Origin of the sequence: Geomicrobium sp. JCM 19039 (genome assembly GCF_000698145.1) — a bacterium.
GTDB lineage: Bacteria > Bacillota > Bacilli > Bacillales > Marinococcaceae > Geomicrobium_A.
Genome location: NZ_BAXB01000008.1, coordinates 145140 through 161118 on the forward strand (window position 1 = coordinate 145140; position 15979 = coordinate 161118).

The window sequence follows — 15979 nt, forward strand, 5'->3', positions numbered from 1 at the left end:
AGAGAGGTCAATAATACATCAAAAAAAGTTGATTTATTAATCACTGCCTGTTATTCTTATATTAATCAAAAAATATTGATGAAAAGGTGAAATTCTCAAATGGAGGAAATGTATACAAAGTTAGCCAATGATCAATTGGCCACCTATGAAAAACAGTTTAAAGCATTAGCAGATACTAAAAGACTACAATTATTAAATTTATTAAGTGTACAAGGTGAAATGTGTGTTTGTGATTTACAAGAAGAATTAGAAATGCCACAATCGAAACTTTCCTATCACCTCAAAATTATGACGGATGCGAACTTTCTACATAAAGAAACGAGAGGAACGTGGAGCTATTACCGCATTAATAGCGACCATGTAGATTCGCTTCTTTCCGAACAGTTATGTTGTATTTTAAAGCCGTCTAAATAACGGTTTTAATTTATCTATAATTAATCAAAAAAAATTGATGAAGGAGCATGTGTAATGATGAATGTTCATATCGGTTTAAATGTACAAAACGTAGAGGAAAGTAAGGATTTTTACCAAAAGCTATTTAGTGTTCCTCCAGTAAAAGAAAAAGATGGCTATGTAAAGTTTTTGACGACAGAGCCAAATCTTAACTTAACGCTCACAAAAGCAGAAGAAGTGCAAGGAAATCAAATCAATCATTTGGGGGTTCAAGTGAACGCTAAAGAAGAAGTGTTGAAACATAAAGAACGGCTTGAAAAGGAAGGTTTCTTTGCAAGAGAAGAAATGGATACAACGTGTTGCTATGCTGTCCAAGATAAGTTTTGGGTAACCGACCCAGATGGTATTGAGTGGGAATATTTCTATACGAAGCAAGATGTTGAGACAAAAGATGATTCTTCGTGTTGTGAAAGCTAAGTTGTAAATTGAGATAATGAATTGTAATCGGAATATAAGTCAATCTTTATATAAAGATTGACTTTATATTGTTTTTTGATTATATAATGTTTCCAAGAGGTGAATTGTTTATGAGTCATAACAAATTAACCATGACTGAACTTACGTCTTGCTTAAAGATTATTGGTGATCCGACCCGCTTTTTAATTCTTAAACTCTTGGAAAAGAAAACGTATTGTGTATGTGAGTTTGTAGAGATGCTCAGGATTAGTCAACCTGCGGTAAGTCAGCATTTACGTAAATTAAAAGATTTAGACATAATAACAGAAGAACGACGAGAGCAGTGGCGATATTACTCACTAAATCCAACTTCTCCTTATTTCCCTGTAATAACTGATCTTCTTCAGTATAGTGACGATCAAGATGAACGCTATCTTAAAGTGATAGAAAGAGAAGGGCTTGCGCGTTGTTAAAGGAGATCGGGCAATGGTAGATGTAATAGTAGCTTCATTTATTTTTGTCGTAACGTTAGTGCTGGTTATATGGCAACCGAAAAACTTAAATATTGGATGGTCGGCGATTGGCGGAGCGGTGCTTGCCCTTTTGCTCGGCGTTGTTAGCTTTACGGATGTGATTGATGTTACAGGGATTGTGTGGAATGCAACGCTTACGTTTATTGCGGTCATTCTTATCTCACTCATATTAGATGAGATTGGTTTCTTCGAATGGTCCGCCCTACATATGGCGAGAGTTGCTAAAGGAAATGCCGTACTCATGTTCGTTTATGTCTGCTTACTGGGTTCGATTGTTGCCGCTTTTTTTGCCAACGATGGGGCTGCGTTAATTTTGACACCGATTGTTTTAGCGATGGTGCGCTCGTTAAATTTCAATGAAACAATGGTCTTCCCGTTTATTATTGCGAGTGGGTTTATTGCGGATACGACGTCTCTTCCCCTTGTTGTGAGTAACTTAGTGAATATTGTGTCGGCGGATTTCTTTGGCATTGGTTTTATAGAATATGCGACGCGAATGATTGTACCGAATTTCTTTGCTTTAATCGCAAGTATTGTCGTGTTGCTTTTATACTTTAGAAAGAGCATTCCTAAGCGTTACGACTACTCACAATTAAAAGAACCTGCCTTGGCAATAAAAGACCCGAAGATGTTTAAGTTATCTTGCGTTGTGTTAGGGTTACTACTCGTTGGCTATATCGTCAGTGAGTTCGTTCACGTCCCGGTATCGTTCGTTGCTGGAGGAATTGCACTTGTATTCTTGTTCATATCTAGAGCGAGCGCTGTCGTCAATACAACAACGGTTCTCAGAGGGGCGCCGTGGAACATTGTGTTTTTTTCCATTGGGATGTATGTCGTCGTATACGGTCTTCGAAATGTCGGGTTAACAGATGTATTAGCCGATGTGATCTTTATCGTAGCCGATCAAGGTCTGTTTGCTGCCACAATGGGAATGGGTTTTATCGCAGCGATCTTATCGTCAATAATGAATAACATGCCAACAGTGTTAATTAATGCGATTGCGATCTCAGAATCAGGAACGACAGGATTAACGAAAGAAGCATTAATCTATGCCAACGTGATTGGAGCGGACTTAGGTCCAAAAATCACCCCGATTGGGTCACTAGCAACATTGCTATGGTTACATGTGTTAACGAATAAAGGTGTAAAAATCTCTTGGGGAACGTATTTCAAAACAGGAATTGTCATTACACTTCCCGTCTTATTTATCACCTTATTTGGGTTATATCTATGGTTACTAGTCGTTTATTAATGGAGAGATTCTAATGAAAAAGACAATCTATTTTTTATGTACAGGAAACTCGTGCCGTTCACAAATGGCCGAAGGTTTTGCAAAACAGTACTTGCAAGAGGGCTGGAATGTGTATAGTGCGGGCATTGAAGCACATGGATTAAATCCGAATGCGGTGAAAGCGATGAAGGAAGTGGGCATTGATATTTCCGGTCAAACGTCGGATATCATTGATGCTAAATTACTCAATAAAGCCGATCTCGTCGTTACGCTATGTGGTGATGCGGCTGACCGATGTCCTGTAACTCCACCTCATGTGAAGCGTGAGCATTGGGGATTCGACGATCCTGCCAAAGCAGAAGGTACGAAAGAAGAACAATGGGCAGTTTTTAAGCGCGTCAGAGATGAGATTCGTGGGAGTATAGAGCATTTTTCGGAGACAGGGAAGTAAGGAGAAAGCACTTCATTTTGAATGCCTTTTAAATGAAGTGCTACTGAACAGCGACCGCATGCTTTTGTTTAGAATTCGTTTTGCTCGTTGTAAAGGTGAGTATAGAACTCAAGAGTAATAATAGAGCACAGAGAATGGCCCAAATGGGTAACATAATCCCATCAGAAGCAAAGAACATTGCAAGAATAACGAAAAGGAAGACGATGAAAGCGAATAATTGATAAATACATGATACAACGCGATATATGTGACCGCTGAGGGGCAAAAAATGCCCGGCTTGAGGGCTGAATTATCACATAAAAGAGTGAGAGATCGAAACATTCCTTGCGCCAAGTGATGGCCATCGGTCACGTTTTTACCCTTCGGCAAAAGCTTTTCGCTTTACCCGTACCCCTTACAGTGAAGAACAACGATTGGCAAAGAGCGCTGTCGATCATATCAGTGAAATTCTTTTAAAACGAATGATGAACTGACCGTTAAAGTCAACTGGTTAAAGCTAGCTACTCCCGCGTAGCCAGCTTCAGTAATTTGTTTACTGTATTCGCGGTTCGAATCGTAACATGAGGATTCACTGAGGAGCTTGCAATCTTTTACCAAGCTGTTTTTGAATAAGTAGAAAAGGGGCCTGACCAGAAAATGACGCCATCACGATGTGTCACCTTTTCATATTCAGGTTTTGCTTCACCGACAGCTTGAAATACCTCGTCTACACGAGTCGGAGGAAGTAAAAAAATGGCATGGTGAACCATACTTTTATCCTTATCTCCCCACCAATCTGGCGCATGCTCTAACGTTTCTATTAACTCTTTTACTAATACAACAGTAATGGGAACCTCTAGTTGAAACCTCTCTGTGATCATTTCTTCACTTCTAGTAATAAGTTGATCTTTGTCTAGACTATTGCTAGAAAAAATGACGTTCCCACTATTCATATAGGTCAACACATCGGTAAAACCAATCTCTTCAAAGGCACTTTTAAGAGAAGGCATGTCTATTTTATTTTTCCCACCAACGTTAATCCCACGTAGAAAAGCTATGTACGTTTCCATTCGTTATCCCTCACTTTTGTTTCATTCTACATGATACCTGTTCAGGATAAAAAATGATCGGTCAGTTACGAGAGCTTGTAAAAGGGTCATTTCCGACGTCTCCGATCTAAGAAGACCGGTGTGATATTTACTCCTATGGATACGAGGGTGACCGCCCATAAAACCGGTTCCATGCTAGGTACAACATCTAGTAAAGCCGCCCAATCTTCTGAGTGTACCCACTCGGATACGAGGCTGTATTCAGCACACAAGGTTAAAGCTGTAAATGATATTGCTAGCGCCATTGCAAGTGTGTAGTCCTTACCTGATTTGTACATAAACAGGTTGATTAAGGTTGCGATGATTGCAATGAAACCTAATAGTATCCACATAAATTTATCTCCATATCTAATTTTTGGACATTCGGCATTCTCACAAGACTTATCGATGTAATTTCAATGACTACTGTTTTCTGCGATGTTCTTCACCAGAAACTATGCCACGCTTGGCGTCACGTTCACTCTAAGTATTTCCAAAAACTGGATAGAGGAAGAAGATCATGAACATGAGCATCACAGCAATCAAAGATAAACAACCAAACCCGTGTATGGTGACGAGCGTATATTTTAAAGGTTGATAACCGTTAATTTGTAAACTGATGATCATGCCAGCACTTATAAATAGAACGGCGAAAAATAATGGAAGAGCGTGAAAGGCTTGGTTGTCCACAAACGTGTAAAAGATATACACCCATAAAGGAATGAGGATGATAGAAAGAAATGTCCACTTGAACATAATTGACCTCCTTACATTATCGCTTTGGCTTTATTCATTCTGCGGATACCGATAATGCCAGTAATGATAAACAGTGTGGCTTGTAAAATTGCTACACCGAGTGTTAGCACGATCATGGCTGCACCTAAGCGAATGAAGAGCACGCCAGCTTTATGTAAATCAACATCCAACTTTTGAATGAGCGCAAACGCCAACGTCGTGCTCACCACATGTACAAATAGGATCCCCCAGGCAATTGTAGGTGAAACACTTTGCAACACGCCCATTCCATCAAAAAATGTAAGATAGAATGTGGCCATTGTGACGCCGATCATGAGCAGTATGTGTATGATTAGCTTGATATCGCCAGCTTTCGTTCCATTTCTTTTTCGTTCATCGCTCCACATCTCCTTTGACTCTCCTTTAAGTGTACAGAATATTCCGGTGCATTCAAGAATAAGGCACACATCCGTATATAGGAAATGTGTGCCGTTCGCATTTATTTATAAATGTTAGTTTTGATAACGAACACTTTGCTCGTGCGGGACATGATAACTAATGGGCGCAGATCCATCCAGATTTTCACGGTAGAGGTTCACTGCATTAATTTGATTGTTCGTATATGAATGGTAATAGTAATTACCGGTTTGGCTGCACATCGCACTTGTGTATAAAGTGTATGAAGGTCTTCCATCTTCAATATCGGCACCTTTTGCGACGGAGCAATAGTCAAGAATGCGAATGGCATTTCTCAACCCATCCATTTCTGTCTCTGCTTGCTCAATATGATTTCTAAGAAAGGCGGCTCGGACATAGCGGGAAGGGGATGTATAGTCACCGGGGATACCGAAGTTGCCAGCAAGTAATTCAGGTGATTTTACAAGCTGATAATTTCCCCAAACGACATCTTCACTAGGCTGGATAGATGAAAGAGAGGCATTTTGACTTGTTATGCGGCGATTTTCTTGCATTTTTTCCACGAATAATTTCTAGGCAGAATGTACACTTGATAGTCAGTCGGAAGGTCATAAAAATCAAAGTTCCGCGCCAAAAAATGATTCCTATCTTTCATATTCACCGTCGCTGCTGTACACATTTTGCATATCACCGTCCTTTGTATGTGAGGCTAACTCACACATTTTATGATCGCCGTCGCCTTGTTATGATACTCGGTTCAATTTCTAGGACGCTTGCAATACACTGACCCCTACGGCAATCAATGCAAGTGCGGAAATTTTTTGTAGATCCTGTTTTTCTTGTAGAAAAAGAATTCCGATTACAGCAACAAGAAGGATCACACTGCCTGCCCATATGGCATAAGCAATGCCCACTTCCATATACTGAACCGCAAGGATTAGTTGGACAGGCACGATCGCATACAAGATGAGCGCAGCGATTGTTGCTGGGGTATTTCTGAACCCATTCGACAACTTCATGTAGACGTTTCCTGCGACGGATAAAAGGATAGCAAAACTTAAAAAAACATAACCAATCATTAGAACACCACCTGTTTTTCTCGACGGAAGTTCAGCATAAGAATACCCGCAATAATGAAGATCACGCCGACGAGCTTTAACGTGTTTATCGATTCCTCAAAGAATAGAATTCCTGACAAGACGACGAGTGTTGTTGATAGTCCTGACCAAACCGCATTATAAAATCCGACTTCCATCTCGGTGAGAACGACCATGCTAATGAGGACGGCGAGTACATAGCAAATGAACACGAGCATGGATGGTAGAATCCGGCTAAAGCCTTCAGACACGCCCATAAGCAAGGTGCCAATCACTTCAATAACGATGCCAACGAACAACAAAACAATCATTTTCTTCTGCACAGCGCATTCCTACTTTGGTTATAATAGAGTTACGTTCAATAGATTCTAGGAGGTTTCTTTTTGAATCTACAAAAATTAGAGTACTTTCGTATGGTTGCCCGGGAAAAGAGTATTACTGGGGCGGCAACTAAGTTGTTTATTTCACAACCAGCGTTGACGAAACAAATAAAAAGTTTAGAAGCTGAATTAGGGTTTCCGCTACTCATTCGCTTTTCTTATGGAATTGAGCTAACGGAAAAAGGGCAGCAGTTTTTAAAAGACATTGAGCCCGGGCTTAATGAACTGCGCTTTGTGATGAATAAATACCGATCAGATCGGATCATTAATATGGGAAGTGACCCGTTTTTGACGACGTATTATTTCCCTGACTATGTGGACCGGTTTGCCCGTCTGCATATTCACATGAAACACATCGAAGAAGATACGTTGGATTTATTGCCACTGATTAAGAAGGGTGAGATTGATGCAGCGATCGTTCAAGACCACGCCAATGAAGAAGGACTTTCATCGGCATGGTTGTTTGCTGAGGACTTTTATGTTGCATTCCCAACGAAGTACAAACCGGCCAAAGGTGCACCCATTAACATGAAAGATTGCTTCGCTCACACCCAGCTCTTATCTGCTGCGGTTAGCCCTCTGTATAAAAAGATTCGTCAACTGATGAATGTTTACGAACAGTCGCCTGAAATTATAGAAATGCCATACCACTCCTTAATGGGATTAGTCTCAAAAGGGTATGGTGTCTCGTATTTGCCAGCCATGGTTGTGAACAAAATTGAATACAAAGGCGTCACTTTTTTACCGATTAAAGATACGCCGATACGAAGAGACATGTACCTTTATGCAAACAATGTTGAGACCTTGCAATCCCTCAAAAAACTGTTTGTAGACTAGTTTAGAGCAGGTCAACGTCGGTGAGAAATACATATTTGACTTTAGGTCATAACGTAAAGTTATGGTAGTGATATATAATTTTGAAAATTTCATCTGCGGTGTTATAATAGGAATAAAGTCTTTTTAGTTAGCGGAGGGAATGAAAACGAATGGACCGAATAAAGCCGATCATTGGATCGCTTTTCTTCAAGATTCCTTTCTTGCTCATCACGTTCGTGTTTACCGTGCCCTTGTTTATGTTTGCAGGGTCGGGAATCATTGCTGAGGATTACGACAATACGTTTGAGTGGCGCGTGCGAGCGGAACTTGTTCCCTTTATCGTCATCTGGTTTGTCGGTGCGACGCTCATGCTATTTCGAGACGTGAAAGTGAGCGGAACAGGAACATTGTTTGTGTTATTTACACTTCTCTACAGTGTGTTCACGTTCGGTGGCATGTTGCTTGGATACTCGGAGTAGAAAAATGTGGGATTTGTTTCGGCTGAGGCATACTTGGGGGAACCCAGGATCTTGTTTCGGCAAGATAGTAGAGCGTAATCTCTTTGGTTCGTATACTGACATGGAGTGGTGCGTTGACCCAAAGGGAAGGGACGTATGTTGAAACACTCCCGGATGACGCTGGCAGTATAGAAGAAATTAACACAACCAATAACTGGGGAAATTCACTATATGAGTTGAACGAAAGAAATGCACTGAATCCGATGACCGAGATCAGTCTTTACGGGCAAACGCCTACCGATCGTCTGTTACAGTTCATCTCACGTCGACAACTTCGTTATGACCGTCGTTCGTCACTGCAAGGGTTGCGGGTAACACGGAAAACGTTTGCCGAAGGTAAAAAGACGTGATTGCAGGTCATCACCTGGCACCAGCATGTGATGACCTGTTACTTATGTGACAATTCAACCCTTTAACCGGGCACTTTCGGCCTCAACGGTCACATATATCGGGGTTTGTGACTGTTGACTCCGTTTATGTGCGCATTCACGTTTAAAATGATGATTTTTCTTTCTCAAGTGTCACATAAATGAATATATGGGGCATTTGGACTTCTTTCCACACACTGAAGCGGCGAGGGAATGTCGCCCTTCTTTTCTGGAGTGTCAAGAAAACACGGTGAACGATTTTTAGCCACCGATGTTGCCCTTGTAATTTGCATGCAACCATCCACCAGCAGTGGAAAGCAATAACTAATTGTGCTTATAAGGAAAAGGTTTAGTTCATTTCATCTAGCATTATTAGCCCATGTTCTACGGTAGCCTAGCTGTATTGCATATGATAGAGTGTATGTTATCACTGAAGTGAGGTGTATGCATGTTACTGGATGTTCAAAACTAATAAAGCGAATTGCATAGGGACAGATCGGAAATTGCTCCATAGACTTGGAGTTTAGTTTCGTATGCGCAATTATACGTCCCAACATTTATTAGTAGAGAACATCAGACCACATCGCCTTACTGTTCAAAAACGAACGTTAAGACCATGCTGAGTTCAGCGTGGTCTTTTTTTATGAAACGACTGAGATGTTGTACATGTTCTCTAAGTTACGTTCACTTAGAGGAGAATTGAAAATGGAAAACACAAACCCTTTATTACGCAACCGAACTTTTGTTTTGTTGTTATTTGCAGGATTTTTGACGATTGCTAGTTACAGCATGTTTATTACGACAACGACGTGGTATGTCGTGACCGATCTTGGGTCTGTTAGTCAGCTCGGGATCATCTTGATTGCGGCAACTGTTCCTCGATTGATCATGATGGTATTTGGCGGGGTGCTGGCCGATACGTTTAAGAAAACGACAATTATGTTTAGCGCCAACGTAGCCAAGTGATCATTCTAGCTGTGATCTCATATGTTGTGGCACTAGATGGTATGACCTTTCTGTTATTGCTCGTATTGACGCTATTTTTCGGTACGATTGACGCGTTTTTTGGACCTGTAAAAACGTCAATGATTCCAAAAATCGTGACGAAAGAACAGACGCAACGGGCAAACTCACTATTCCAAGGAACGGATCAAGTCGCTTTTATATTGGGTCCGCTCCTTGCCGGTGTTTCTATGGAGTTTGGAAATGTATCAACGAGCTACTCGGTTGCAACTGGATTGGTATTGCTGTCGACCGTGCTTGTTTTCCCACCGTTTATTAAAGAAGCTCCTGCTGAAAAACGAGTACAGCAGACGCCACTTCTTGATTTGAAAGAAGGGTTTCACTATGTGGTTCGATCGAACTTTTTATTAATCGGAATTGGCGTCTTAATTTCATACAATTTCTTTGTGATGGGCGCAATCATTGTAGCGATGCCTCTTGTCGTTGATTACTACGGTGGAACGCCGATAAACTTAAGCTATTTAGAAGTTAGTTTAGGCATTGGCATGGTGATCGCTCGGCCATCGCCGGGTTCGTCAAAATTAAAAACCGCGGAAAGCTCTCGATATATGGATTACTCGGAGCGGCTCTCGTCCTCCTCATTTTCAGCCAGTTTACCGACTTATTCTGGTTAACGATGATTGTCTTTTTCATTGGATTAGCGATGCCGATAGTGACCATTCCGTTTTTCACGAGTGTCCAAGAATCAACAGACCCAAAGTTAATCGGGCGTGTAATGAGCCTCGTCTATTTAGCGATGAATGGATTTGATCCGATTGCTTACGGTGTCATTCCATGGCTCATCGAAGGTGGATTATCGATTCAACATGTATTGCTCGCCTTTGCTGTTATTGCCATGCTCATGGGTGTAGTGGTCTTATTAAAAGGAAAGAGTTATCAGCGTGTATAAAAGCGAAGAGCTTCGCTTAGATGAGGGAAGCTCTTTTTATGGACAAGTGTTTAATGTAGGGTCATGCCCCCATCAACGATTAGCTCTGATCCTGTGCAATATGAACTCTCATCCGATGCTAAAAAGGCAACGGCTTTAGCAATTTCGGTAGGTGTCCCCATTCTCCCGAGGGGAACGTCTTCGTATGAATCAGATGTGGACGTCGTCACTTTTGCCATGTCCGTGTCAATCGCTCCTGGATGAATCATGTTGACACGTATTCCTAAAGGCCCTAGTTCAGTCGCAGCTGCTTTTGACATCGCAACAACCGCAGCTTTTGTTGAGGCATATGCAGAAGAGTGTGGAATTGGGGCAAAGGAAGAAACAGAAACATTGTTAATAATCGAGCCTTTTTGCTGCTGTTTCATATGTGGAATTACCGCTTGCATCCCATGAAACACACCCATGAAATTCACCTTCATCATTTCATTGACGTGAGCGGTTGTCGTATCCATAAATGTCTCTCTTTTAAGTAAACCAGCGTTGTTCACGAGTGCATCAATGCGTCCGTAAGCGGCGATGACCTTTTCAGTAGCCGCTAACCAACTTTCTTCACTTGTAACGTCCAACTGTACAGCGAAAGTATTTCTATTCCCTAATTCACTTGTTACCTTTTCTGCGTCATGTAAATTCCGAGCAGAGACGGCAACGATTGCCCCATTCTCATGAAGATATTGTACAATGGCTCGGCCTTGGCCACGGTTCGCGCCAGTAACAAAGATTACGTGATTGGTTAGGTTAGGCATCATCTATTCCTCCGAAGTTTGTATGTCATTGCTATAATGGGTATAACAATGATCGCTTATACGTTAATCGATCCGAGTGTATTCATCCAGACCTCGTCATACTTTAGCATGAATGACAGTGAATATTAAGGAGGATATGATAATGGTAGATGGGAACGGAGAAAAACGAATCGATACAGCATCGAAGATCATCATGGCAGATGCAGAAACGATTTATCGAGCATTTTTAGATCCAGCATTATTCGCTTCATGGCTTCCACCTGAAGGGATGTCTGGTCAGGTCGACACCTTTGACGCTCAAGTAGGTGGGACGTACCGAATGATCCTCACCTACGATCAAGCATCGTTCACTGGGAAGACGTCTGAAAATACAGATGTCTATCAAGGGAAATTTGTAGAATTGGTCCCGAATGAGCGTATCGTACAAATCGTCATGTTTGAATCAACTGACCCAGCGTACAGTGGGGAGATGACACAGAAATGGCTCATTCAATCTCTCTCAGAAGGCACAAAGGTCACCGTCGTGTGCGAAGATGTTCCAAATGGAATCCGTAAAGAAGATCATCAAGTCGGGTTAACCTCAACATTAGAAAATTTAGCGAAGTTTGTTACGTGACCTTCTTGTAGCGAGTTAAAGAAAAAAAAGACGACAGGTCACATACACCTGTCGTCTTTTTGAAATTAGTATTCTGACGTGTAATTTCTGAATGTCTTGCCGCGCCAGAAGGTGATGATGGCAATGAACAAACCAATGAGTGAAAACGTTAAGATGACGAGTTGAATATCAATGCCTCGAGCGACGAGAAGTGTCACACCGGCATAAGCAAGCGGGTCAAATCCATTCATCGCTAAGAAGACAATGCTCATCACCCGTCCCATGATGCGAGGATCGGTGTCTTCTTGTGCGGATGTAAAGAACGGAATGGCGACAAACGTCATTGAAAACCCTAACATAAACGCCAATCCTGTTAAGATGAATAAACTTGGAATCTGACTAAAGGCAAAGGCCACGAGTAACGTCGCAATTAATCCGAGCATCGATGTCAACCCCCGCCTGCGGATCTTCACTGTCCCGATAATAGCGGTACTCACGAGCATACCGATGGCGAGCGCGGATTCGATGTAACTCAAGTTGATCGGAGAACCGCCGTACGTTTCAACTAAAATAGGAATAGCGATCGAGATTGAACCGAAAGCAAAGAAATTCAGTGTGATTAGAATAAGAATTCCGGTGACGAGAAACCGGCTGGCTCGCACGTAGTTGAACCCTTCAATTAAATCTTTGAGTGGGGTTTGTTTTACTGTATTTTCGACTGGGCCTTCTTTTAAAGAACGGTGGGAACATGAAAAAGGCAGAACCTAACACGATGAGTGCTGTGACGGAATACCCTGTCGTAACGCCGCCAAACTCCATGACGCTTCCAGCGATAATCGGGCCGATGACGAAGCCGATTTGTCCTAACCCTTGGATGATCGCATTCGCTTGTTTGATCTGACTTTTGTCCACCAATTTAGGGATTAATGACGATCCTGCCGGTCCAGAAAATGCATCTAACGTTCCGAAAATAAACCCAATAATGAGAAGATACGTGAACGTGAGTTGATCGGCGTTGCTGAGAAGAAAGACGGCAACGATCAGAACGCCTTGAATGGAGCTCGTGCTAAACATAATCGTCGTTTTTTTGAATTTGTCAGCAATCACACCACCAAAAGCCATCATGAGAATGCGGGGGACAGTAATGGCAATTAAGATGATGCCTAATGAGCCTGCCGAACCTAAATCGGATATAACAAACCACGTGGTCGTCATAAAGAACATACTAAAACCAACGATGGCTAAAAGACTAGCGAAGAATAAGAAAACAAAAGCGCGATTTTTAAACAAAGTAGGTTTGGATTGATCCATGAGTTTTCTTCCTTTCCTGTGGGAATACATTTATCGTATTCTGTGACGTAACGTCGTACGCAAGTATGAAATTTTTTATTGATTGTGACGTTACGTAACAGGATACAATAAGAGGAAAGGAGTTGTGCAGATGGAAGTGACAATCGGTCAGTTTGCGAAGTTAATGGATACAACGGTTCGAACGTTACGTTACTACGATAAAATGGAACTGCTAAGTCCGAAGAAGGTTAATGATTATGGACAGAAAGTATATACACGAGTCGAGTGGGAGCGTTATCAACAAATTACGATCTATAAACACCTCGGATTATCATTAAAAGAAATGAAGGAACAAATGACAAACGGGGATGTCACGAATCGAGAATTGTTGCTCGTACAAAAAGCGTTCATGGAAAAGAAACAAGAAGAAATTAGCGAAACGCTAGATGTGATTGCTCGTATGGAACGGCTTTACAAAATCGAAGGGCAATCTGAAGAAGTATTGGATGAGTTTGCGTTCATTATGATGGATTTATTTAGACGAGAAAAACGGCAAGTGAAAGTTTTGGAAGAACACTTCCAATCTGAGCAGCTGTTAACAGAACAACTTAGAATCATGAAAGATCCAGAGCTTCAAGCCAAGATGGACCGTGAAGTGTGGCGTTTACTACAAGCCATTCGTAAAGCTGTACGTCACCCGGACGATGTGCATCAAGAGAACGTCCAAGATATTTTAACAGATATGCACCGTCTGTTTCCGAGCAACAAACAGTTTTTTTCGATTGTAGAAAACGAAGATTTCCTTGCCAATTATAATCGTGACTTTAATAGTTATTTTCCCGAGGATCTTGCTGACTATATGTATAAAGAAATGAAGGCGTATTATGAGGCAGTGAATAATTCATGCCCTCATAAATAGATCATTGAGCCCCGAGCCTCCATCGACGACAAATTCGGAACCTGTGGAGTAGAAGAGTCGTCACTCGCTAAGAAAACGACAAGGCCGCTCACTTCTTCTAATTTGCCTGCGCGTTTTAATGGGAAGCTACTTTCTAAATCGTCATTAATTAAATGTTCGGTCATGTCGGTGGCGATAAAGCTGGGTGTACGGAATTTACGCGAATATTAAACGCACCTAGCTCGAGTGCTGCGGCTTTTGTCATTCCTCGACTAGCAAACTTCGATGCAGTGTACGCAAGTTTTTTGTTGGCACCGATGATTCCCGCTAGAGAAGAGATATTAATAATAGATCCACCAGTCTGTTTCATGCTTTCGGTGACTGCTTGCATACCATAAAACACCGAATGTTGGTTCACGCTAATCACTTTCAAGTATTGCTCTTCAGAAACGTCTAAAAGGTCCTGTTCAGGTACATCGATACCGGCATTGTTCACGAGAATGTCTACGTTTCCGAACGTTGCCACCGTCTCCTTCACAACTTCTTTCCAATCACTCGTGCTCGTCACATCATGCTTCATAAAGAGACTCTTTTCGCCTAGTTCTTGTTGTAGCTGTTTCCCCTCATCAACCAAAATATCTGTAAAGACGACCGACGCTCCTTCACTAATAAAGCGCTTCGTGTGAGCTGCACCCATGCCGCGTGCAGCACCCGTAATAATCGCTACTTTACCTTCTAACCTTCCCATCATGATCTTTCCTCCTTCTGTTTCTATGATTTCACTTCTTTATATACCATAGATTTGAAAATTCTAAACAATTAAAAGGTCGAGGGGGAGAGACAATCACTCCTTCAACGTATAAAACGAGTGAATGGCGACGAGCGATGCAAACGCGAGCAATCGGCGATTGGAGTCTAGCCCTTCAGTAATGTCAATGATGTGTCCCCCGTTAGGGAATAAGGCCAATGATTCTTGGGGTACCCCGCCGACTCTAATTCTCATCCATTCCTCTCCTTCAACGCTCTGCAAACTAATCACATCCCCGTAAAATCCTCCGTTCAACAGCGCAACGTATGTACCGTCTGGACTTTTTAGATGAATCTTCAAAAAGAGAAGTTCGTACCACCGGTATGTAAACTTCGCTAACACATTTCCGCGGTCATCTTTTAAATAGAAAGGAGCGAGTCCGAACTTCTTTTCAATTGTGTACTGTTCGGTTTCAGATAGATGAAAGGAAAAGGTCATCCGCATCCAAATTCGTAAATTGACGATGCGTAATAAAGCAATGAAAATCATATTCTTTGGATTCACTTCTTCGGCATAAGCCATCCGTTTGCCTTTAACGGTAAAGAAATGGATGCCGTATCGCCAATGGGTTTCGCGCATCGCCATCACCCTCGAGCTCTCGAGTAACGGCTTTGACGAACGTTCCAAATCCTCTTCGGAAATGGAAGCCATCCCTTGTTTCGTTAAGTGCTTTAGCCAAAGTGCCCTGCATAAGACGCAATTACTCCCGAAATTGCAGAAGTAAATCCAGTCATCATCATGGTTTCAAGAAAGGGTGAACCAGAAAACAAATAGAGGAGCCACCCAGTCAAAAGGGACAATGCCACCATCACATGACCGATAATCAATGCACGACGAACCCGCCTTTTTTGTAAATCTTCGAAATTCATATCGAGCCTCCTGCAGCCATTCTATATAAGTTGAACGAAAGAAATGCACTGAACCCTATGACTGAGAACGGTCTTTACGGGCAAACGTCTACCTATTGTTTGTTGAAGTGCATCTCGTTCCACTTAGAAAACTTCGTTGCCGGTCGTTGTTCGTCACTGCAAGGGTTGCGGTCAACACAGGAAACGTTTGCCGAAGGGTAAAAAGACGTGACCATTGGTCACCACCTGGCACCAGCATGTGATGACCTCTTACTTATGTGACAATCCAGCCCTCAAAATAGGCACTTTCGGTTCTCAACGGTCACAAATATCGCGATTTGTGACCGTTGACTGCGTTTATGTGCGAATCCACGTTTAAAA

27 protein-coding genes are annotated in these 15979 nt (G+C 41.9%); 13 read left to right on the plus strand and 14 right to left on the minus strand.

Annotation, left to right across the window (positions count from 1 at the left end):
• Positions 1 to 99 precede the first annotated feature (99 nt).
• From JCM19039_RS10150 to arsC, 5 genes are all read left to right on the plus strand, one after another.
• On the plus strand, positions 100 to 414 hold the full coding sequence (locus JCM19039_RS10150; RefSeq protein ID WP_042426708.1) for a metalloregulator ArsR/SmtB family transcription factor: 315 nt from the start codon (positions 100 to 102) through the stop codon (positions 412 to 414).
• A gap of 54 nt (positions 415 to 468) precedes the next feature.
• Positions 469 to 870, plus strand: coding sequence for an ArsI/CadI family heavy metal resistance metalloenzyme (locus tag JCM19039_RS10155; RefSeq protein ID WP_042426711.1), 402 nt, complete (start codon positions 469 to 471; stop codon positions 868 to 870).
• Between the two features lie 110 nt (positions 871 to 980).
• On the plus strand, positions 981 to 1322 hold the full coding sequence (locus JCM19039_RS10160) for a helix-turn-helix transcriptional regulator (protein WP_042426714.1): 342 nt from the start codon (positions 981 to 983) through the stop codon (positions 1320 to 1322).
• A 13-nt stretch (positions 1323 to 1335) separates the two neighbouring features.
• Entirely contained in the window at positions 1336 to 2634 is a 1299-nt protein-coding gene (locus tag JCM19039_RS10165) for an arsenic transporter (protein WP_042426716.1), read from the plus strand.
• 13 nt (positions 2635 to 2647) lie between these two features.
• The gene (gene arsC / locus JCM19039_RS10170; RefSeq protein ID WP_042426719.1) at positions 2648 to 3064 is read left to right on the plus strand and encodes an arsenate reductase (thioredoxin); all 417 of its coding nucleotides are present in this window, start codon (positions 2648 to 2650) and stop codon (positions 3062 to 3064) included.
• Between the two features lie 590 nt (positions 3065 to 3654).
• Here arsC and JCM19039_RS10175 read toward each other — a convergent pair.
• The 8 genes from JCM19039_RS10175 to JCM19039_RS10205 form a co-directional block, all read right to left on the minus strand.
• Positions 3655 to 4113, minus strand: a complete 459-nt coding sequence (locus tag JCM19039_RS10175; protein ID WP_238545000.1) for a DUF1697 domain-containing protein — start codon at positions 4111 to 4113, stop codon at positions 3655 to 3657.
• Between the two features lie 86 nt (positions 4114 to 4199).
• Entirely contained in the window at positions 4200 to 4484 is a 285-nt protein-coding gene (locus JCM19039_RS10180; protein WP_042426723.1) for a hypothetical protein, read from the minus strand.
• A 130-nt stretch (positions 4485 to 4614) separates the two neighbouring features.
• Positions 4615 to 4887, minus strand: coding sequence for a hypothetical protein (locus JCM19039_RS10185; protein ID WP_042426727.1), 273 nt, complete (start codon positions 4885 to 4887; stop codon positions 4615 to 4617).
• A gap of 11 nt (positions 4888 to 4898) precedes the next feature.
• Positions 4899 to 5273: a hypothetical protein gene (locus JCM19039_RS10190; protein ID WP_042426730.1), complete on the minus strand. Its 375-nt coding sequence runs from the start codon at positions 5271 to 5273 to the stop codon at positions 4899 to 4901.
• A 105-nt stretch (positions 5274 to 5378) separates the two neighbouring features.
• On the minus strand, positions 5379 to 5837 hold the full coding sequence (locus JCM19039_RS10195; RefSeq protein ID WP_152550167.1) for a linear amide C-N hydrolase: 459 nt from the start codon (positions 5835 to 5837) through the stop codon (positions 5379 to 5381).
• The gene (locus JCM19039_RS27925) at positions 5816 to 5962 is read right to left on the minus strand and encodes a linear amide C-N hydrolase (protein WP_152550168.1); all 147 of its coding nucleotides are present in this window, start codon (positions 5960 to 5962) and stop codon (positions 5816 to 5818) included. Before JCM19039_RS27925 ends, JCM19039_RS10195 begins: the two co-directional genes overlap by 22 nt.
• Before the next feature lie 85 nt (positions 5963 to 6047).
• On the minus strand, positions 6048 to 6362 hold the full coding sequence (locus tag JCM19039_RS10200) for a multidrug efflux SMR transporter (protein WP_052398690.1): 315 nt from the start codon (positions 6360 to 6362) through the stop codon (positions 6048 to 6050).
• Positions 6362 to 6703 carry a multidrug efflux SMR transporter gene (locus JCM19039_RS10205; protein WP_052398691.1) on the minus strand — a complete coding sequence of 114 codons (342 nt, stop codon included), beginning with the start codon at positions 6701 to 6703 and terminating at the stop codon, positions 6362 to 6364. Before JCM19039_RS10205 ends, JCM19039_RS10200 begins: the two co-directional genes overlap by 1 nt.
• Positions 6704 to 6763: 60 nt before the next feature.
• On the opposite strand from JCM19039_RS10205, the gene JCM19039_RS10210 reads away from it, so the two are divergent.
• The 6 genes from JCM19039_RS10210 to JCM19039_RS25435 all read left to right on the plus strand — a co-directional run bounded on the left by JCM19039_RS10210 (position 6764) and on the right by JCM19039_RS25435 (position 10374).
• On the plus strand, positions 6764 to 7597 hold the full coding sequence (locus JCM19039_RS10210; RefSeq protein WP_042426734.1) for a LysR family transcriptional regulator: 834 nt from the start codon (positions 6764 to 6766) through the stop codon (positions 7595 to 7597).
• Between the two features lie 149 nt (positions 7598 to 7746).
• Positions 7747 to 8055 carry a hypothetical protein gene (locus tag JCM19039_RS10215; protein ID WP_042426736.1) on the plus strand — a complete coding sequence of 103 codons (309 nt, stop codon included), beginning with the start codon at positions 7747 to 7749 and terminating at the stop codon, positions 8053 to 8055.
• A 113-nt stretch (positions 8056 to 8168) separates the two neighbouring features.
• Positions 8169 to 8444, plus strand: a complete 276-nt coding sequence (locus JCM19039_RS10220; protein ID WP_042426739.1) for a hypothetical protein — start codon at positions 8169 to 8171, stop codon at positions 8442 to 8444.
• A 723-nt stretch (positions 8445 to 9167) separates the two neighbouring features.
• A complete protein-coding gene (locus tag JCM19039_RS25425; RefSeq protein ID WP_238544743.1) occupies positions 9168 to 9428 on the plus strand; it encodes a hypothetical protein in 261 nt (86 codons plus the stop codon).
• Between the two features lie 11 nt (positions 9429 to 9439).
• Positions 9440 to 10099, plus strand: coding sequence for an MFS transporter (locus tag JCM19039_RS25430; RefSeq protein WP_238545001.1), 660 nt, complete (start codon positions 9440 to 9442; stop codon positions 10097 to 10099).
• A 2-nt stretch (positions 10100 to 10101) separates the two neighbouring features.
• Complete coding sequence (locus tag JCM19039_RS25435) at positions 10102 to 10374, plus strand: hypothetical protein (RefSeq protein ID WP_238545002.1); 273 nt, start codon at positions 10102 to 10104, stop codon at positions 10372 to 10374.
• A gap of 50 nt (positions 10375 to 10424) precedes the next feature.
• Here JCM19039_RS25435 and JCM19039_RS10230 read toward each other — a convergent pair whose 3' ends face one another.
• A complete protein-coding gene (locus tag JCM19039_RS10230) occupies positions 10425 to 11159 on the minus strand; it encodes an SDR family NAD(P)-dependent oxidoreductase (protein ID WP_042426742.1) in 735 nt (244 codons plus the stop codon).
• 142 nt (positions 11160 to 11301) lie between these two features.
• Between JCM19039_RS10230 and JCM19039_RS10235 the strand changes: the two genes are divergently transcribed.
• The gene (locus JCM19039_RS10235) at positions 11302 to 11775 is read left to right on the plus strand and encodes an SRPBCC domain-containing protein (RefSeq protein ID WP_042426744.1); all 474 of its coding nucleotides are present in this window, start codon (positions 11302 to 11304) and stop codon (positions 11773 to 11775) included.
• A gap of 65 nt (positions 11776 to 11840) precedes the next feature.
• Here JCM19039_RS10235 and JCM19039_RS27930 read toward each other — a convergent pair whose 3' ends face one another.
• Positions 11841 to 12416 (minus strand): MFS transporter, encoded by a 576-nt coding sequence (locus JCM19039_RS27930; protein ID WP_373975415.1) that lies wholly within the window; start codon positions 12414 to 12416, stop codon positions 11841 to 11843.
• A gap of 13 nt (positions 12417 to 12429) precedes the next feature.
• Positions 12430 to 13065, minus strand: a complete 636-nt coding sequence (locus tag JCM19039_RS27935; RefSeq protein ID WP_373975417.1) for an MFS transporter — start codon at positions 13063 to 13065, stop codon at positions 12430 to 12432.
• Positions 13066 to 13195: 130 nt separating this feature from the next.
• On the opposite strand from JCM19039_RS27935, the gene JCM19039_RS10245 reads away from it, so the two are divergent.
• Positions 13196 to 13963 carry a MerR family transcriptional regulator gene (locus JCM19039_RS10245; protein WP_042426747.1) on the plus strand — a complete coding sequence of 256 codons (768 nt, stop codon included), beginning with the start codon at positions 13196 to 13198 and terminating at the stop codon, positions 13961 to 13963.
• 160 nt (positions 13964 to 14123) lie between these two features.
• Here JCM19039_RS10245 and JCM19039_RS10250 read toward each other — a convergent pair whose 3' ends face one another.
• The 3 genes from JCM19039_RS10250 to JCM19039_RS10260 form a co-directional block, all read right to left on the minus strand.
• The gene (locus JCM19039_RS10250; protein ID WP_238545003.1) at positions 14124 to 14693 is read right to left on the minus strand and encodes an SDR family NAD(P)-dependent oxidoreductase; all 570 of its coding nucleotides are present in this window, start codon (positions 14691 to 14693) and stop codon (positions 14124 to 14126) included.
• Between the two features lie 93 nt (positions 14694 to 14786).
• Positions 14787 to 15401 carry a hypothetical protein gene (locus tag JCM19039_RS10255; RefSeq protein WP_042426749.1) on the minus strand — a complete coding sequence of 205 codons (615 nt, stop codon included), beginning with the start codon at positions 15399 to 15401 and terminating at the stop codon, positions 14787 to 14789.
• 20 nt (positions 15402 to 15421) lie between these two features.
• Positions 15422 to 15619, minus strand: a complete 198-nt coding sequence (locus tag JCM19039_RS10260; protein ID WP_042426752.1) for a hypothetical protein — start codon at positions 15617 to 15619, stop codon at positions 15422 to 15424.
• Positions 15620 to 15979 lie beyond the last annotated feature (360 nt).

Coding starts and splice junctions, on each gene's coding strand:
- JCM19039_RS10150 (WP_042426708.1), top strand. CDS start 100: ATGGAGGAAATGTATACAAAGTTAGCCAATGATCAATTGGCCACCTAT.
- JCM19039_RS10155 (WP_042426711.1), top strand. CDS start 469: ATGATGAATGTTCATATCGGTTTAAATGTACAAAACGTAGAGGAAAGT.
- JCM19039_RS10160 (WP_042426714.1), top strand. CDS start 981: ATGAGTCATAACAAATTAACCATGACTGAACTTACGTCTTGCTTAAAG.
- JCM19039_RS10165 (WP_042426716.1), top strand. CDS start 1,336: ATGGTAGATGTAATAGTAGCTTCATTTATTTTTGTCGTAACGTTAGTG.
- arsC (WP_042426719.1), top strand. CDS start 2,648: ATGAAAAAGACAATCTATTTTTTATGTACAGGAAACTCGTGCCGTTCA.
- JCM19039_RS10175 (WP_238545000.1), bottom strand. CDS start 4,113: ATGGAAACGTACATAGCTTTTCTACGTGGGATTAACGTTGGTGGGAAA.
- JCM19039_RS10180 (WP_042426723.1), bottom strand. CDS start 4,484: ATGTGGATACTATTAGGTTTCATTGCAATCATCGCAACCTTAATCAAC.
- JCM19039_RS10185 (WP_042426727.1), bottom strand. CDS start 4,887: ATGTTCAAGTGGACATTTCTTTCTATCATCCTCATTCCTTTATGGGTG.
- JCM19039_RS10190 (WP_042426730.1), bottom strand. CDS start 5,273: ATGTGGAGCGATGAACGAAAAAGAAATGGAACGAAAGCTGGCGATATC.
- JCM19039_RS10195 (WP_152550167.1), bottom strand. CDS start 5,837: ATGCAAGAAAATCGCCGCATAACAAGTCAAAATGCCTCTCTTTCATCT.
- JCM19039_RS27925 (WP_152550168.1), bottom strand. CDS start 5,962: ATGTGTACAGCAGCGACGGTGAATATGAAAGATAGGAATCATTTTTTG.
- JCM19039_RS10200 (WP_052398690.1), bottom strand. CDS start 6,362: ATGATTGGTTATGTTTTTTTAAGTTTTGCTATCCTTTTATCCGTCGCA.
- JCM19039_RS10215 (WP_042426736.1), top strand. CDS start 7,747: ATGGACCGAATAAAGCCGATCATTGGATCGCTTTTCTTCAAGATTCCT.
- JCM19039_RS25425 (WP_238544743.1), top strand. CDS start 9,168: ATGGAAAACACAAACCCTTTATTACGCAACCGAACTTTTGTTTTGTTG.
- JCM19039_RS25435 (WP_238545002.1), top strand. CDS start 10,102: ATGATTGTCTTTTTCATTGGATTAGCGATGCCGATAGTGACCATTCCG.
- JCM19039_RS10230 (WP_042426742.1), bottom strand. CDS start 11,159: ATGCCTAACCTAACCAATCACGTAATCTTTGTTACTGGCGCGAACCGT.
- JCM19039_RS10235 (WP_042426744.1), top strand. CDS start 11,302: ATGGTAGATGGGAACGGAGAAAAACGAATCGATACAGCATCGAAGATC.
- JCM19039_RS27935 (WP_373975417.1), bottom strand. CDS start 13,065: ATGGATCAATCCAAACCTACTTTGTTTAAAAATCGCGCTTTTGTTTTC.
- JCM19039_RS10245 (WP_042426747.1), top strand. CDS start 13,196: ATGGAAGTGACAATCGGTCAGTTTGCGAAGTTAATGGATACAACGGTT.
- JCM19039_RS10250 (WP_238545003.1), bottom strand. CDS start 14,693: ATGATGGGAAGGTTAGAAGGTAAAGTAGCGATTATTACGGGTGCTGCA.
- JCM19039_RS10255 (WP_042426749.1), bottom strand. CDS start 15,401: ATGGCTTCCATTTCCGAAGAGGATTTGGAACGTTCGTCAAAGCCGTTA.
- JCM19039_RS10260 (WP_042426752.1), bottom strand. CDS start 15,619: ATGAATTTCGAAGATTTACAAAAAAGGCGGGTTCGTCGTGCATTGATT.